At 52.7% G+C, this 16,128-nt stretch carries 12 protein-coding genes and 1 other RNA gene; 8 read left to right on the top strand and 5 right to left on the bottom strand.

Annotated features, from left to right (window positions below):
* The first annotated feature begins 23 nt into the window (after positions 1–23).
* From DCC81_RS22405 to panB, 5 genes are all read left to right on the top strand, one after another.
* Complete coding sequence (locus DCC81_RS22405) at positions 24–1,028, top strand: lysylphosphatidylglycerol synthase transmembrane domain-containing protein (protein WP_108688897.1); 1,005 nt, start codon at positions 24–26, stop codon at positions 1,026–1,028.
* A gap of 23 nt (positions 1,029–1,051) precedes the next feature.
* On the top strand, positions 1,052–1,432 hold the full coding sequence (locus tag DCC81_RS22400) for a hypothetical protein (protein WP_108688896.1): 381 nt from the start codon (positions 1,052–1,054) through the stop codon (positions 1,430–1,432).
* 145 nt (positions 1,433–1,577) lie between these two features.
* Positions 1,578–3,740: a polyphosphate kinase 1 gene (gene ppk1, locus DCC81_RS22395; RefSeq protein ID WP_205686409.1), complete on the top strand. Its 2,163-nt coding sequence runs from the start codon at positions 1,578–1,580 to the stop codon at positions 3,738–3,740.
* A gap of 23 nt (positions 3,741–3,763) precedes the next feature.
* Complete coding sequence (locus DCC81_RS22390) at positions 3,764–4,666, top strand: Ppx/GppA phosphatase family protein (protein ID WP_108688895.1); 903 nt, start codon at positions 3,764–3,766, stop codon at positions 4,664–4,666.
* A gap of 117 nt (positions 4,667–4,783) precedes the next feature.
* Entirely contained in the window at positions 4,784–5,599 is an 816-nt protein-coding gene (gene panB, locus DCC81_RS22385) for a 3-methyl-2-oxobutanoate hydroxymethyltransferase (protein WP_108688894.1), read from the top strand.
* 120 nt (positions 5,600–5,719) lie between these two features.
* On the opposite strand, the gene DCC81_RS22380 is transcribed toward panB, so the two are convergent.
* The gene (locus DCC81_RS22380) at positions 5,720–6,409 is read right to left on the bottom strand and encodes an HAD family hydrolase (RefSeq protein ID WP_108688893.1); all 690 of its coding nucleotides are present in this window, start codon (positions 6,407–6,409) and stop codon (positions 5,720–5,722) included.
* 190 nt (positions 6,410–6,599) lie between these two features.
* Between DCC81_RS22380 and DCC81_RS22375 the strand changes: the two genes are divergently transcribed.
* The 3 genes from DCC81_RS22375 to DCC81_RS22365 all read left to right on the top strand — a co-directional run bounded on the left by DCC81_RS22375 (position 6,600) and on the right by DCC81_RS22365 (position 11,498).
* Positions 6,600–7,487: a DUF1338 domain-containing protein gene (locus DCC81_RS22375; protein WP_108688892.1), complete on the top strand. Its 888-nt coding sequence runs from the start codon at positions 6,600–6,602 to the stop codon at positions 7,485–7,487.
* 142 nt (positions 7,488–7,629) lie between these two features.
* The gene (gene amaB, locus DCC81_RS22370) at positions 7,630–9,159 is read left to right on the top strand and encodes an L-piperidine-6-carboxylate dehydrogenase (protein ID WP_108688891.1); all 1,530 of its coding nucleotides are present in this window, start codon (positions 7,630–7,632) and stop codon (positions 9,157–9,159) included.
* 653 nt (positions 9,160–9,812) lie between these two features.
* Positions 9,813–11,498, top strand: a complete 1,686-nt coding sequence (locus DCC81_RS22365) for a S8 family peptidase (RefSeq protein WP_108688890.1) — start codon at positions 9,813–9,815, stop codon at positions 11,496–11,498.
* Positions 11,499–11,700: 202 nt separating this feature from the next.
* Here the strand turns inward: DCC81_RS22365 and DCC81_RS22360 are convergent, their stop codons facing one another.
* From DCC81_RS22360 to DCC81_RS22345, 4 genes are all read right to left on the bottom strand, one after another.
* A complete protein-coding gene (locus DCC81_RS22360) occupies positions 11,701–12,126 on the bottom strand; it encodes a DUF4870 domain-containing protein (protein WP_108688889.1) in 426 nt (141 codons plus the stop codon).
* A gap of 83 nt (positions 12,127–12,209) precedes the next feature.
* An RNA gene (gene rnpB, locus DCC81_RS22355) (RNase P RNA component class A) lies at positions 12,210–12,572 on the bottom strand.
* 16 nt (positions 12,573–12,588) lie between these two features.
* On the bottom strand, positions 12,589–15,042 hold the full coding sequence (locus tag DCC81_RS22350; RefSeq protein WP_108688888.1) for an AsmA family protein: 2,454 nt from the start codon (positions 15,040–15,042) through the stop codon (positions 12,589–12,591).
* A gap of 66 nt (positions 15,043–15,108) precedes the next feature.
* Positions 15,109–16,125: a TCR/Tet family MFS transporter gene (locus tag DCC81_RS22345; protein ID WP_108688887.1), complete on the bottom strand. Its 1,017-nt coding sequence runs from the start codon at positions 16,123–16,125 to the stop codon at positions 15,109–15,111.
* Between the last annotated feature and the right edge of the window lie 3 nt (positions 16,126–16,128).

Here is a 16,128-nt window from a genome sequence, read left to right as displayed (position 1 = left end):
CTCTAACTTAATTTGTAGCACCTATGTCCAGGCGTTTAAAGCAAGTACTGAACATCGTGGTCTTTATGGGCATAGGCCTGTTGCTGATATGGCTCGCCAACAAGGATATGACCGCCCAGGACAGAGCAGATATAGTAGCTGCCTTTAAACGCGCCAATTACTGGCTGGTGCTGCCGGCCATGGTCATCGGTGTATTCAGCCACCTGTTCCGCGCGGCGCGCTGGAAACTGCTGATAGAGCCCCTGGGCTACCACCCCCGCCTGAGCAACGCCTTTTTCTCCGTAATGATCGGCTACCTGGTAAACCTGGGCGTACCCCGTGTGGGAGAAATTTCCCGCTGTGCGGTGCTGGCCCGCTACGAGAAAATACCTGCCGAAAAACTGATCGGCACCCTCATTGCCGAACGCGCAGTAGACGTAGTTTGCCTGCTTACACTGATCCTTGCTACCATCCTTTCCCAACTGTCTTTACTGGGTGATCTTTTCCATGAAAAAATGGAAGTGCTGCAACGCAAGATCGATAATGCCAATTCCACCCAATGGATCATTGCCATGGTAGTGCTGATAGTGGTGGTAGTGGTGCTGCGCTGGTTGTTCCGCAAGCTGGGGCAGACCAAATTTGCCCTGAAGATCAAGATGATGGCAAAAGGCGTACTGGAAGGGCTGTTGTCCATTGGCAAAATGAAGAACAAATGGGGTTTCATTGCTTATACGCTGCTGATCTGGGGTGCTTATTTTTCCATGCTGTATTGTGGCTTCTTCTGCCTGGCGGAAACCAGTCACCTTGGCCTGAAAGCAGCTATGGCCGTGCTTTCCATGGGGAGCATCGGCATGATCGTAACACCCGGTGGCATAGGCGCCTACCCGCCGCTGGTGCAGGAAACCCTGTTATTATACCAGATCCCGGCTATTATTGGCAAGGCCTTTGGCTGGATCATCTGGCTGGCGCAAACAGTATTGATCATTACTTTAGGGCTGATCAGTTTTATCTGCCTGCCCATTTTCAATAAGGAGCGAAAGGCTGCCTGATTTTTTGACTAAGTTAAGTTGCGATGACGTTGATTTTTTTTGGATTGTTCGTGTTGTTTGCCGGCGTGATGCTCGTGGTGTTGCACCGCATTCACTGTGTACAAAGACAAGATCTCAATGAGATCATGGGAAAACATGGATATGAGCTGCAGGATATGCACGATACCCAACAGAAATTCAAGTACCCTGGCAGGCCGGAGGCCCGGCGCCACGTGAGCTTGAAGGAGTTTATCCTTTACCGCCCGCTGCGGGAGTTCCCCTGTTTCAAGGAGATCATTTTCAAAGACCGCCAGGGTGATAAAGTGGTTTGCCTGGCCGCCTTCATAGAGGAACGTTACGGTCCGATGCGGATCTTTTTCAATATCGACCTGGAAACGCTGCAGCCGCTGGAAGAGGCGGCATAAGGTTCCCCTTCCCGGTATTATTGCAGCCACCCCATCCCTGCTCCCACCCTCGGGCGCCACTCCTCAGCGCGCCAAAAATCCTTAACTTTAAGTTCACCTTAAAAGCCGTATCCTTGTGACTTCAAGAGCAAAAACCAAAAAGAGAATGACTAAAAGAGAGGCTGCCGCAGGATTAAAGGTGAGTGAACCGGTCCTGACGAAAAAGCTACCCGCCATCAGCAAGCAACTCCACACTACCCCCAAGAAAATGATCCCCCGCGATGTAAGCTGGCTGGCCTTCAACGCCCGCGTGCTCCAGGAAGCGGCCGACGTAACCGTACCCCTGGTGGAACGCCTGCGCTTTCTCGGGATCTTCTCCAATAACCTCGACGAATTTTTCCGCGTGCGCGTGGCCACCCTCAAGCGCATGACCGCCCTCAATAAGAGCAACCGCATGCATATTGAAGAAAATGCGGAGCAGGTGCTGGACGAGATCCAAACCATCGTGATCCACCAGCAGCAGGAGTTTGACCGCATTTTCAAGAACATCGTGCAGGAGCTGGAACAGCAGCACATCCACATCCGCACGGAAGCACAGCTCAACGAAGTACAGCAGGAATTTGTAAGCAACTACTTCAATGAGCAGGTGCGCACCAACATCATTCCCCTGATGATTGAAAGCATTCCGCAGTTCCCCATCCTCCGCGATAAATCCATTTACCTCGGTGTGGTACTGGACAGTGAAAAGCCCGGCACCCGCCAGAAATACGCACTGATCGAGATCCCTACTTCAGTGCTCAACCGCTTTATCATCCTGCCCCACTCCCAGGGTGAGCGCGATATCATCCTGCTGGAAGACGTGGTGCGTTTTAACCTGCCCAAGGTCTTCAGCTACTTTGGCTACGATAAATTTTCAAGCTACATCATCAAGGTGACCCGCGATGCAGAGCTGGATATTGATAACGATATTTCCACGGGCCTCATCCACCAGATCGAGAAAGGCCTGAAAGACCGTCGCAAGGGCAAGACCGTACGTTTTGTCTATGACAAGGACATTGATCCGCTGCTGCTGGAATACCTCATGCGCCGCATGGGCCTTTCCGGGAAAGACAACCTCATTCCCGGCGCCCGCATCCACAACTTCAAGGACTTCATGGATTTCCCGGAGTCTGTGTTCACCACGCCTAAAAGCATTGCCCGCAAAACTTACATCCATCCCAAGTTTATCAATGTACCCAGCGTTATGCAGGTGATCCAGGAACAGGATGTGATGCTGCACTTTCCCTACCACTCTTTTGATACCGTGATAGACCTCCTGCGCGAAGCTGCCATTGATCCCAATGTGACCAGCATTAAGATCACGGCTTACCGCATGGCCCGCAACTCCAAGGTGGTAAATGCCTTGATCAACGCTGCCCGTAACGGTAAAGACGTAACGGTGGTGATAGAATTGCGCGCCCGCTTTGACGAAGCGGCCAACCTGGATTGGAAATCACGCCTGGAAGAAGAAGGCGTACATGTACTGCTGGGCGTACCCGGCCTGAAAGTACATGCCAAGATCTGCGTGATCAAAGCCCGCAATGGCAACAGTACTTTCCAGTATGGCTTTGTAAGCACCGGTAATCTCAATGAACGTACCGCGCGCGTGTATGGGGACCATTGCCTGCTCACGGCCAACCGTAGCGTGATCGCAGACATTAACCGCATTTTTGCATTCCTGGAAAGCCCGCGCCACGATTTCAAATTCCTCGATGCCTGCAAGATCATGCCGGTAAGCCCTTACAGCATGCGCCCCTATTTCCTGCGCATGATCGATAAGGAGATCCGGGCCGCCAGGAATAAGAAACGCGCCCGCATCACCATTAAAATGAACTCCCTCAGCGACGAGGAAATGATCGGCAAGCTGTATGAAGCGGCCAAGGAAGGTGTGGAGGTGAATATGATCATCCGCGGCATTTGCTGCGCCTTTACGGAAAACAAAAAGTGGAAGCGCAACATCCACGCCGTGAGCATCATTGATGAATACCTGGAACACGCCCGCGTGTTCATTTTCCACAACGGGGGCGATGAAAAAGTGCTCATCGCCAGTTGCGACTGGATGACGCGCAACCTGGACCACCGCGTGGAAGCCGCCGTGCCCATCCTGGACCCGGAGATCCGCAAAGAACTCATGGATATTATTACCATACAGCTGAATGGCAACGTAAAAGCCCGCATCCTGGACAATGAGCAGAAAAATGAATACCGCAAAACGGAAGGAGAAAAAATTCGTTCGCAGGTAGCTACGGCAAATTATTTGCATGAAAAGGCGATAGCTGCTAAAAGCTAACACGAAACGATTATTTTTGGCCCATGAAATTAGCCGCGATCGATATTGGTTCCAATGCAGGCCGACTGCTCATCTCAGAGGCATCGCCCAATGCGCAGGGGGAAATGGACTTCACCAAGATAAACCTGGTGAGAGTGCCGCTGCGACTGGGTTTCGACGTATTTGACACCAAACGTATCTCGGATAAAAAGGCAGACGAGCTGGTGAAAACCATCTCCGCTTACAAACTGCTGCTGGAGGTCTATGGCGTGGAGCACTATATGGCCTGCGCCACCTCCGCCATGCGCGATGCAGAGAACGGTCCTGCCATCCTGGACCGGGTACTGCAGGAAACCGGCATCCGGATCCGCACCATCACCGGCCAGGAAGAAGCCGCTTTCATCTACGAAAACCATATTGCAGAACATATGGATATTACCAAATCCTACCTCTATATTGACGTGGGTGGCGGTAGTACCGAGATCACCTGTTTCAGCGCCAACCGGCTCCTGTTCAAGGAATCGTTCAACATTGGCACCATCCGCCTGCTGCACAACCAGGTAACGGAAGAACAGTGGCAGTCCCTGAAAAATTTCATCAAGAACACCCTGCGCCAGCTCTGGAATGTAGTGGCCATCGGCTCCGGCGGCAATATCAATAAGATCTTCTCCCTCTCCAAACGCAAGGAAGGCAAGCCCCTTTCCCTGGAAACGCTCAAGAATTATCACAAGGAACTGAGCAATGTAAGCCTGGATGAACGCATCCATACGTACAAGCTGCGGGAAGACCGTGCAGACGTGATCGTACCAGCCCTGCTGATCTACATCAACATCATGCGCTGGGCCAATGCTGAAGAGATCTACGTGCCCAAAATAGGGCTGGCAGATGGCATTATCCATGCGCTGTACAACGAAGTGAGCAACCGCCATCCCCTGGAAAAGGCGTAAGTGACCGTGTTTGTCACACCATCCCCCCTTTCATTGAAATTGTAAATTGTTAGTTGGAAATTGACCAACAGGCTTACCTTTGCCCGGTATTGATTCACTGAACTGTAAAAGAAGCACATGTCTGTACACAAAGAAGTAAAGCGCGTCACGACCCATACCATCCAGAAGATGAAAGTGGACGGTGAAAAGATCTCCATGCTTACCGCGTACGATTTTTCGATGGCCCGCATCCTGGACGACGCCGGTGTGGACGTACTGCTGGTGGGCGACTCCGCCTCCAATGTAATGGCCGGTCATGAAACCACCCTGCCCATTACCCTGGACCAGATGATCTACCATGCAGCATCCGTGGTACGCGCCGCGCGCCGCGCCCTGGTGGTGGTGGACCTGCCCTTTGGTTCTTACCAGGGCAATTCCAAGGAAGCACTGGCCTCCGCCGTACGCATCATGAAAGAAACCGGCGCCCACGCGGTGAAGATCGAGGGCGGTGAAGAGGTTATAGAATCCGTAAAACGTATTATCTCCGCGGGCGTGCCCGTAGTAGGCCACCTGGGCCTCACGCCGCAGTCCATCTATAAATTTGGCACCTACGCCGTACGGGCTACGGAAGAAGCAGAAGCGGCCAAACTCTTGTCAGACGCCAAACTGCTGCAGGACGCCGGCTGTTTTTCCATCGTACTGGAAAAGATCCCTGCCCTGCTGGCCAAACAGGTGGCAGAGGCCGTGCACATTCCTATCATCGGCATTGGCGCCGGCATGCACGTAGATGGCCAGGTACTTGTTATGCACGATCTCCTGGGTATCAACAAAGACTTCAAGCCCCGCTTCCTCCGCCGCTACCTGAACCTCTACGAAGAGATCTACAACGCCACCCAGCAGTACGTGAAGGATGTAAAAAACAGGGATTTCCCGAATGAGAAGGAGCAGTATTAAATCGTACAACGTACAGCGTACAACGTACAACGTACTTAAAATAGAAGAGCGCGAAGCATTTATTTCGCGCTCTTTTTTTATGCCTGAAAAATACGCTGTACGTTGTACGCTGTACGTCTTTCACGCTACCAGATATCTCAAAATATCCGCCACGCCTACTTCCTGCCGGAAATTAGGATGCTCCACGTTGTGCTCTATCTGCTCGTGGGCCCACGTGGTGTGGAAGGGAATATGGATGGCGTGGCCACCCAGGTTAAGGACGGGCAGGATGTCTGATTTGAGGGAGTTGCCTACCATCATGAATTGCTGGGCGGGGATATCCAGGTGGCGGAGCAGCTTCTGGTAATCGGCTTCCTGTTTGTCGCTCATTACTTCAATGTGATGGAAGTAATGCAGGAGCCCTGATTTTCTCAGTTTGCGTTCCTGGTCCAGCAGGTCACCTTTAGTGGCCACCACCAGGCGGTATTGGTCCTTGAGCGCTTCCAGTACGGATTCTATGCCATCTATCAGTTCTATGGGCCGGCCCAACAAGTCCTTGCCGTAAGCGATGGCCTGCTCTATCACGTCTATGCTCACCGTCTTGTCAGACACCCGCAGGGCGGTTTCTATCATCGACAGCGTGAAGCCTTTGATCCCATATCCGTAAAGCGAAAGGTTCTGTATTTCGGTTTTGAATAGCTCTTTGTCAATGCTGTTGCGCGGCATGTAATCCTCCATCAGCTGGCAAAATTTCTCTTCTGTTTCCCTGAAGTAGGGCTCATTCACCCACAGCGTATCGTCTGCATCGAATGCGATCACTTTAATGTTCATCGTAACTCATCTACCTGGTTAAAAAACACCCCGTTTCTTGTTATGCGGGGGAATAAAATTACGTCATTTTTCTGCCAATCCGCCGCAGGCGCGGCTTTAAATAATCATTACCTGCAAAACTGCCGCGTTGGATGTTTATAAGCCGGGAAATTGTAAATTGCCAGCATCTCATCACATTCCACACCAAAGCATGATCCAAGCAATCTTAGACGGGCTGATGTCGCGCTACCGCGAAAGAGTGCCCGATGTAAGCGGTATTATCCAGGCCATGGTGGCCGAAGGCATTATCAAAGATGCAGCAGGCATCGAGAATGATCACATTGCATTCCGTACCATGGGGGTGCCCCTGCTGGGCATACAATCGCTGGAAAAGATCTTCCTGCATTACGGCTACCAGCGCCGCGATGTCTACCATTTCCCGGCCAAAAAACTGGACGCCTACTGGTATGCGCCCCCGGAGCCGCACCTGCCCCGCATCTTCATCAGTGAACTGCGCGTGCAGGACCTTAGCAGTGCCGCACAGGCCATTATCCATTCTTACACCGGTGAAGTAAAGGCCGACCCCGTAACAACGCTAAACCTGGACGATGCCGCCGCGGTGGACGCCTTCCTGCACAGTGGCCTCTGGAGAACCCCTACCCTGGCAGATTTCCTGGCTCTCAGCGCAGAAAGTGAGTACGCCGCCTGGGTGATCTATAACCGCTATTACCTCAACCACTTTACCATCAGCGTGCATAACCTGCCCGCGGGCTATAACACCGTAGCACAGTTCAACGCCTTCCTGGAAAAGCATGGCTTCCTCCTCAACGATGCCGGCGGCAAGATCAAAATCAGCCCGGACGGCGCCCTGCTACAAAGCGCCACGGTAGCCAAAAAGATCATGGCCACCTTTGCCAGCGGTGAGCAGCACGAAATAGCCGGCTCCTACGTGGAGTTTGCAGAACGCAAGGTGCTCCCCGCTTTTGCCCACCTGCCCGCCGACCAGCTCACCCGCCAGCACCGCCGTGAAGGCTTTGAAGCCGGCAATGCGGATAAGATCTTTGAGAGCACGTATAGCTCACAGACGGGGCGGAAGTGAGAAAAATGTACAACGTACAGCGTACAATGTACAACGTACTTTTACATTTGCACTGAACCCACAGGCAGCTCATTCATTAACATAACCTAATACCCGCGCGTACGTTGTACATTGTACGCTGTACGATTTAAAAAATTCACCCATGATAAACGATATCCTTCAACACTTCAATATCACCTCCTCCCATAGCGGCGTGGCCATTGGCGGCCATTGGCTCACGGGACAGGGCGAAACATTGCAAAGCTGGTCGCCGGTAGACGGGCAGGCGATTGCAGCGGTGCAGGCCACCGGCCGGAAAGAATATGAACAGGTGATTGAAAAAGCACAGGCAGCCTTCCTGGAATGGCGGCAGTGGCCCGCACCCAAGCGGGGCGATGTAGTGCGCCAGATGGGCGATGCCCTGCGCACGCACAAAAAAGCCCTGGGCCGCCTGGTAAGTTATGAAATGGGCAAAAGCCTGCAGGAAGGCTTTGGCGAAGTACAGGAAATGATCGACATCTGCGACTTTGCCGTGGGCCAGAGCCGCCAGTTGTATGGCCTGACCATGCATTCTGAGCGCCCGGGCCACCGTATGTATGAGCAGTACCACCCACTGGGGCTGGTAGGCATTATCTCCGCCTTTAACTTCCCCGTGGCGGTATGGAGCTGGAACGCCATGCTGGCGCTGGTTTGCGGCGATGTATGTATCTGGAAGCCCAGTGAAAAAACGCCTCTTACCTCCATTGCCGTACAAAAGATCATGGAGCCCATCCTCAAGGCCAATGCCGTGCCGGGTGGGGTGCTTTGCCTGGTGAACGGGGGCCGGGAAGTAGGTGAATGGCTGGCCCAGGATACCCGCGTGCCACTGGTATCGGCCACGGGCTCTACCCGCATGGGCAAGCAGCTGGCCACCGTGGTGGGCGCCCGCCTGGGCAAGGCCCTGCTGGAGCTGGGTGGCAACAATGCCATCATCATCAGTGAGCATGCCAACCTGGACATGGCGCTGATAGGCTGTGTATTTGGCGCCGTGGGCACGGCGGGCCAGCGCTGCACCACCACCCGCAGGCTCATCATCCACGAAAGTGTATATGATGCTTTCACCCAAAAGCTGGTAAAGGCTTACCAACAATTGCGCATTGGCAACCCACTGGATGAAAACCAGCATGTAGGCCCGCTCATAGACAAGGATGCGGTACAGCACTACCTGCATGCCATTGACGCCGTAAAGCAACAGGGAGGGCGTTTCCTGGTAGAAGGGGGTGTGCTGGAAGGCGCCGGGTACGAATCCGGCTGCTACGTGAAGCCCTGCATTGCCGAAGCCGAAAACCACTTCGCCATTGTGCAGCACGAAACCTTTGCGCCTATTTTGTATGTCATGAAATACAAGACCATCGAGGAGGCCATTGCCCTGCAGAACGGGGTGCCACAGGGACTTTCCTCCGCCATCATGACCCAAAACCTGCGGGAATCTGAGTTGTTCCTCTCCGCCGCGGGATCAGACTGCGGGATCGCAAACGTGAACATTGGCACCAGCGGCGCAGAAATAGGGGGCGCCTTTGGGGGCGAGAAAGAAACCGGGGGCGGCCGTGAAAGTGGCTCCGACGCCTGGAAAGCCTATATGCGCCGCCAGACGAATACGCTCAATTACTCCACCAGCCTGCCGCTGGCGCAGGGGATAAAGTTCGACCTGTAAGCCTTCAGGGAAGTAAAGGACGGGGCTGTGTCGGGTAAGATGCAGCCCCGTTTTGTTTGAAGTCAGCACTAAAGTGCAGGTACTGATACTATCTAAAGGCCATGGAAAAAAGACACCTGCAGGGCCGGCAGCGTTACACATCCCACATTCCCCGCAGGACGGCGTGGCAGGGCACATAAACGATAAAAATATTGATAATCAACTAGTTATACGACACTTGTTTATAAAAAAATAGCGAGGTTAGATAACCTCGCTGTACGTTAAACGGAAACCATGCTTATGTGAAAATACTTGGTGCGATCACTCGCTAATGTATTCTCTCATAATTATAAAAATGAATATTTTTTTTCTTATGAGCTATTCTACTTTCGTGCTACGGAGGCTGTTCCCAGCCTTTGCTTGCGGCACTATTGCTATTTAGACGCAAAGTAAATTCCTTCCCCCCTATGCCACCCTAAAATTTTTTATATTTTTTTTAACCCTCCCGGAAAGCATTTTCCCCGATCTTCCGTTTGTGATTTTATCAAGTGACCGTAGAACCCTGTAACATGCTGTTCATCATTATTCCAGGATGCGCCCCGGTCATTTGGCATATCTTTAACCGAATATGGTATTTTAATTGTTAAAACTACCTCCGAAAAAATTCTCTTCGCATGACATTATTCAGAAAGGAGCCCTGGTCCCTGGTAATTGCCCTGGTACTAACGGCCGCCCTCGCCAGCCCGGCGCAAGCGCAACGCGCCGTTCCCCGCAACTGGCATCTTCTCAGCTACGATACCGACAGTGTGTATGGCATTGGTGCGGAAAAAGCCTATCAACAACTCCTGAAAGATAAAACCAGCACCCCGGTGGTGGTAGCCGTGATAGACTCCGGTGTGGATACCACCCACGAAGACATCAAAAGCATCCTCTGGACCAACCCCGGCGAAATTCCCGGCAACGGCATTGATGATGACCACAACGGTTTCGTGGACGACGTACACGGCTGGAACTTCCTGGGCAGCAAAGACGGCAAAAGCCTCAAAGAAGATTCTGACGAGGCCACCCGTGAGTACTTCCGCCTGAAACAGCAATACATCAACCCGGACTCCGCCCTCACTCCCAACTCCCCGGATTACGCCTACTGGAAAAAACTCCAGGACCGCATTGAGAAACCCATGGTCCAGAACAAGATGACGTACAAGACCATGTCAAAGCTGCAGGAAAACCTGAACAAGTGTGAATATGTGCTGAAGGGCGCCCTGAAAAAGGACGACTTCTCCCAGGCCGACCTGGACAGCCTCGTATCCGCCGACAACGACGTGATGATCTCCCGCAACTTCGTGCTGCGCCTCCTGCAGAGCACCGGCGAAAAAGACATGACCTTCCAGCAGTTCAAGACCGAGTTTGAAGAATACCTCCTCGACCTGAAACGCAAGGCAGAGGCCACGGATGTGATGCCCAACGCCAACCGTGAAGCCATTGTAGGTGATAACTTCAACGACATTAAAGACAACCACTATGGCAACAATGATATCATGGGGTCCTTTGCTTTCCACGGCACCCACGTATCCGGCATTATCGGCGCGGTGCGGGGCAATGGCATCGGCATAGATGGTATAGCGGCAAACGTGCGCATCATGGCCGTAAAAGTAGTGCCTGATGGCGACGAACGCGATAAAGACGTAGCCCTGGGCATCCGCTACGCGGTAGACAATGGCGCCCGTATCATCAATATGAGCTTTGGCAAATTCTTTTCCCCGCATAAAGATTGGGTAGACGATGCCATCCGCTACGCGGAATCCAAAGGCGTACTGCTCATCCATGCCGCGGGCAATGAAGGCTCTGACAATGATTCCGTGCCCGACTATCCCAACCCTGATTTTGCAGACCACAGCCGTGCGGCCAACTTCATTACCGTGGGCGCCAGTGGCAACGGGGTAACCGGTAGCAAAATAGCCGGTTTCTCTAACTACGGTAAAAAAGAAGTGGACGTATTTGCCCCCGGCGTGCAGATCTACTCCACCATTCCCGAAGGCAACAAGTACGCCAGCGCCAGCGGCACTTCCATGGCCAGCCCGGTAGTGACCGGCCTTGCCGCCCTCCTGGCATCCTACTTCCCCGACCTTAGCGCAGAGCAGCTGAAATACGTGATCGTAAAATCTGCCACGCCCCTCCCCGATGGTACCACCATGGTAAACAAACCCGGTACCCAGGACGATGAAGTGGCCTTTGCAGACCTCAGCGTATCCGGCGGCATCGTAAACGCATACGAAGCTGTAAAACTGGCTTCCACCCTCAAAGGTGAACGCACTAAGAGTGAAACGAAAGTGAAGTTGAAAAGAGGTAAAAGGGATTAAGAAATTGTACAACGTACAGCGTACAACGTACAACGTACAACGTACAACGTACAACGTACAACGTACAACGTACAACGTACAACGTACTACCTGAGCGGATCTCAGGAAAATTGACATAATAAAAAAACCTGGGCCATGGCCCAGGTTTTTTTATACGATAACATTTAATTGCACTTGAAAGGTACGTTGTACGTTGTACGATTTACTTCACCAGCCGCAATGACAACGGATACCGGTATGCAATGCCATTATTGGCACGGGTAGCGGCAATGATGGCAAACACCATGCTCAGGACGGCCGCTACCATGCTGAGGCCTCCGTTATGGAAGAAGAAAATATGGGGAAAGAAAGTGAAATCGCTGTGCCAGAATACCACGGAATCCAGCAGGTTGAAAACGCTGAAAATGATCCAGCCAGCAACGCCCAATACGAGGGAAAGAATACTCATGGTGATCTGGAAATTTACGGCTTCCCGGCCCTGGTCATCTACAAAGGCAGATTCATTCCGTTTGATAAGCCATAGCACCAGAGGCACCAGCACGTTGCCCACGGGGCTGAAGAACCATATACCAAATAAGCCACCCAGGTGCGTCAGCGTGGCCCAGGTCCTTTCATCTCTTGCGTTCATAAATATTGGTTGTAAGGGTGTGTTTGTGTCAGTGGAATAAAATTGTCGTGATTGTTTAACCAGTATGTTCCAAGGTAATTAAAAAAAACTACAAACCTATAAGCCGGATTCTGTAATCCTGCGGGCGCAGGATCCACTATCATTTATCTGCGATAACGCTCACGCGCTACCTGTATCTGCCTACCCTCGGTCTTGGACGAGCAGCCCTAAGCGACCGTATACATGGCATTTCAGCACGCAAGGTTTACCCTGCAATGATGTTACCACCACTGCCTGTAGGCCCTTACCCTACTTTTTCACCCTTACCTGGCGTTGCCGCCCGGCGGTTATTTTCTGTGGCACTGTCTGTGTGCCGGTTTGCACCGGCACCCCACCCGTTAGGTGGTGCGTTGCTCTGCGCTGTCCGGACTTTCCTTCCCCGAAGAGACGATAGTGCGGTTTGTAGTTAAGCGGCAAAGGTAACTAATTTTCATCGTCCACCACGTTGGCATCTTCGTTCTTGCCCAGCTTCAGTTTTACCTTCCCACCGGGGCCGTCCACTGCATTGAAGTGCAGTACAATGCCGCGGCGGCGGCGCTTTTTCCGCTTCTCATCGTCTGCAATGTCTTTGTCTTTACGGGGGTTGCGGATGGGCACATCCAGCTGCAGGTTAGTACCCTTCAGCTTGCCCAGTGCATAGGTGCCTTTCACATCCATCACCACGGCGCTGGTGGCAATGTGCATGGGCGGTATGCTCACAACGCCGTTGCGGATGGTAAAGGTATTGGACACGTCGTCAAAGGTGATATTATCCAGGTTGCGGCGGGGAAAGAATTTGGCAATGTTCTCAAACATGGGCACTTTAACCAGGGCGCCATTTGCCAGGCTGAAACTTATGGTGCCATTCAGCGCGCTGGTCACCATTTCACCATCATCGCGCAGGAGGCCCGTCAGGTGGGCTTTTGCGGAGAAGGTGCCTTTTACATTCCTGTAGCTGATATCATCCAGGCCAAAGTTGTTCATCGCCCCCATGAACTGGTCTACCCGCACTTTATCCAGTTGCGCGTCTATCGTGAAGGGGTCATTCATGCCTTTGTTAAAAGTGCGGCCTTTCAGCGTCAGGGAGCCGCCTGCATGCTCCAGGAAGCCCTGGCTCACGATCACGCCGTCTTTGGCCAGCGTAATATCTGCCCGCACATTGCTGGCACTAAAGCGGCGGTAGGTAAACTTATCGATGGTGGCGTGCAGATGTACGCTGCAGGCTTCCAGCACCTGGTCCAGGCGGGCCACTGCCTTGAGGCGGGCCTTTTGCTGGGCGGCCTTGCTCACACTGCGTTTGCGCGCTGCCAGAAAGCCCCGGAACTCATTGGCATTGAGCATGGAGCTCCGGATCTGGAAGTCCATCAGTATCTTATCAGGGTTCTCAAAATACAGGGTCAGGAAATGTGGCGCGGTGCCATCCAGGAGCAGTGTGCTCTTATCACTTTGCAGGCGCATGTCATGCAGCTCCAGGTCCGCCCCGTTAAAGTACAGCTTCACCTGGCTGTTGTGCAGGGATAGCTGGCGGGGCAGGTATACCACCGCGGCATGCTGCACTTCCACCACGCCCTGCATATTGGGCGGTACGGTATCATTGGGCAGGAAACCGCCTTCATAAAAAAGATCGGCCTTGGCCGCACCATCGCTGAATTTAAAGAGATCGGCAGTAGCGTCATTTACATCCGTGAGCGGGAAGTTAGCCTTGAAATGTGCCCGGATCCTGGGGTGCAGGAGGTTCACCACCTGCAGCGTATCCGCACTGAAAGGAATATTGGCATAGCGCGCCTTGAGGCCCACTGCGGTAATAGCGGAATTCTCATCGTTATAACCTTTCCCTTTTTCCTTTTCATTATCAAACGTGCCGTTGAACATACACTCAGTCATTTCTTTTCCGTAAATGCTCAGCGTATTGCCGGTGGTCTGCCACTTCACCTGGATGTGCGGCTGGGTGCCGGGCAATAAGCTGCCCTGGACATGGGCCTGCACATCCACCGGCTTTTCCAGGTAAATGGTATCAAAATGACGGGAAATATTGTGCGACAGCCACGAAGCGGCTGTGGTAAAAGGCAGGTCATTGGCCAGTAGTTCCAGGCTAAAGCGCGGGGCTTCTTTGTGCAGCACAAACTGCAATCCCAGTGATACCCGCTGCCCGCCAATGTACACCCGCTGTTGCGGGATGTCCAGCACATGGCTGGTCGTGTCGTAATGCACGTCCAGCGCGCCTTCCAGTACCTGTTCTTTCAGGAAGCTGCCGTTGTTGGTATTAAAAGCAAAGGAATGAAAAAGAACTTTGAGATTGGTGCTGAAGATCCAGTTGCCATCATGATAATGCATGGCCCCGAACAGGGATTGAATATCTATATTAAACAGCTTATGCTTCAGCTGATTATCGAAGGTGAAGTTTACATTGCGCAGCTCCACCTTGGCAACGGTAGGACTGTTTCCTTTACGCACGCCAGGACGTCCGGCCCGCTTGGGTTTCAGCAGGTACAGGTTGGAATAGCCGGTACTGTCTTCACAAAGATATACCTGCCCGTTGGTAAAGGTCACCTGGCGTACATCCACTTGTTTATGAATAAGGGCAAAGATATTCACCCGTACGTAAATAGCCTCCGCATGCAGGAGGGGCTTATGCTTTTCCGGTCCCAGGCTATCACTCAGCGTTACATCCTGCAGTTGTACAGATACGTTGGGAAAACTTTCTATCAGGGCCGGCTCCATGTCGCCGATGGCCAGTTTGCCATTCAATGAGCCTTCCAGCTGCCGGGAAATATCGGCCAGCAACCTGGCCTTGTTATGATGGATGTACCATGCAAAGCCCAGCCACAGCAATACCAGCAGGACGAGAAAACCGCCTGCTGCATAAACTGTATAACGGATCCAAGGGCGTTTGAACATGGGTAAACTATTAGATGACTAAATTGATAACTATTGCCAATTGTCAGATGGTTGGCAATTAACAATCTATTTTGGTGCCATATAATGACGGAGCGCACGCCAGGCCAGCAGAAAACTGATCAGGCAGCACAAGGCCGCCGCCAGGAAAGCCGCGCCAAACATCATCCAGCCCTGGGTGGCAAAGGCAAACGCGGTCATACCGGCACCATAGATGAGCAAACCAAGAAAAATAGCGTTCCGGTTGCCCACCCTGGGGATAATAATGCGGATAAGCCCTCCCTGCACAATGAGGGTCATTACCCCCACCAGCGCAAGCGAGGCGCCGATCATGCCTTCAGACCAGTCAAACTTAAACATGGTATAAAAATTCCAGGTGCTTTGCAACGACTGGCCGGATAAGTAAATAAAGAACAACGCGGCGGCCAAAGCCAATACCAGCGGGTATTGGCGCAGGTGCTGCAGGGAGCCGATAGCATTGGCCCGCCTCCATTCAAACCGGCGGCGGTTTTCCGGGAGCAGGGACTCCGGCAGCACAAAATAACCAAACGTGGCATTGCAAAACGACAGGCAGGCCGCCGCTATAAAAGGTGCCCGCACGCCCCAATGCGCCACCAGCCCGCCCAGGGCCGGTCCCAGTACAAAGCCGGCGCCAAATGCGGCGCCGATCAGCCCAAAATTCTGGGCCCTGTTTTCCGGCGTGCTCACATCCGCAATGTAGGCGCTGGCCGTAGTGATACTGGCACCGCAAAGCCCTGCTATGGCCCGTCCCAGGAACAGCCAGCCCAGTGTAGGCGAAAAAGCGGAGAACAGGTAATCCACGCCCAGTCCCAGTAAAGAGATCAGCAGCAAAGGCCGCCTCCCGTACTGGTCGCTCAGGTTGCCCATAATGGGCGCGCAAAAGAACAATAGCAACGCATATACAAATGACAACCACCCACTGTACCCCGCGGAATCACTCAACCCTTTTCCTGTAAGCTGCTCCAGCAATTTAGGAATGATGGGGGCAATAAGACCAATGCCCATGAAATCAATGAGCACCGCGATGACAACGAAGATGATAGCGGAATTACGGCGGACGGTCATATT

The organism is Chitinophaga parva (assembly GCF_003071345.1).
Taxonomy (GTDB): Bacteria; Bacteroidota; Bacteroidia; order Chitinophagales; family Chitinophagaceae; genus Chitinophaga; species Chitinophaga parva.
The sequence above is the reverse complement of the archived record's forward strand: the minus strand, read 5'-3'. Positions and strand labels throughout refer to the sequence as shown.

Bases quoted from the DNA above. Each gene is read 5' to 3' on its own strand.
- DCC81_RS22400 (WP_108688896.1), top strand. From the start codon at position 1,052: ATGACGTTGATTTTTTTTGGATTGTTCGTGTTGTTTGCCGGCGTGATG.
- ppk1 (WP_205686409.1), top strand. From the start codon at position 1,578: ATGACTAAAAGAGAGGCTGCCGCAGGATTAAAGGTGAGTGAACCGGTC.
- DCC81_RS22390 (WP_108688895.1), top strand. From the start codon at position 3,764: ATGAAATTAGCCGCGATCGATATTGGTTCCAATGCAGGCCGACTGCTC.
- DCC81_RS22360 (WP_108688889.1), bottom strand. From the start codon at position 12,126: ATGAACGCAAGAGATGAAAGGACCTGGGCCACGCTGACGCACCTGGGT.
- DCC81_RS22380 (WP_108688893.1), bottom strand. From the start codon at position 6,409: ATGAACATTAAAGTGATCGCATTCGATGCAGACGATACGCTGTGGGTG.
- DCC81_RS22375 (WP_108688892.1), top strand. From the start codon at position 6,600: ATGATCCAAGCAATCTTAGACGGGCTGATGTCGCGCTACCGCGAAAGA.
- DCC81_RS22405 (WP_108688897.1), top strand. From the start codon at position 24: ATGTCCAGGCGTTTAAAGCAAGTACTGAACATCGTGGTCTTTATGGGC.
- panB (WP_108688894.1), top strand. From the start codon at position 4,784: ATGTCTGTACACAAAGAAGTAAAGCGCGTCACGACCCATACCATCCAG.
- DCC81_RS22365 (WP_108688890.1), top strand. From the start codon at position 9,813: ATGACATTATTCAGAAAGGAGCCCTGGTCCCTGGTAATTGCCCTGGTA.
- amaB (WP_108688891.1), top strand. From the start codon at position 7,630: ATGATAAACGATATCCTTCAACACTTCAATATCACCTCCTCCCATAGC.
- DCC81_RS22350 (WP_108688888.1), bottom strand. From the start codon at position 15,042: ATGTTCAAACGCCCTTGGATCCGTTATACAGTTTATGCAGCAGGCGGT.
- DCC81_RS22345 (WP_108688887.1), bottom strand. From the start codon at position 16,125: ATGACCGTCCGCCGTAATTCCGCTATCATCTTCGTTGTCATCGCGGTG.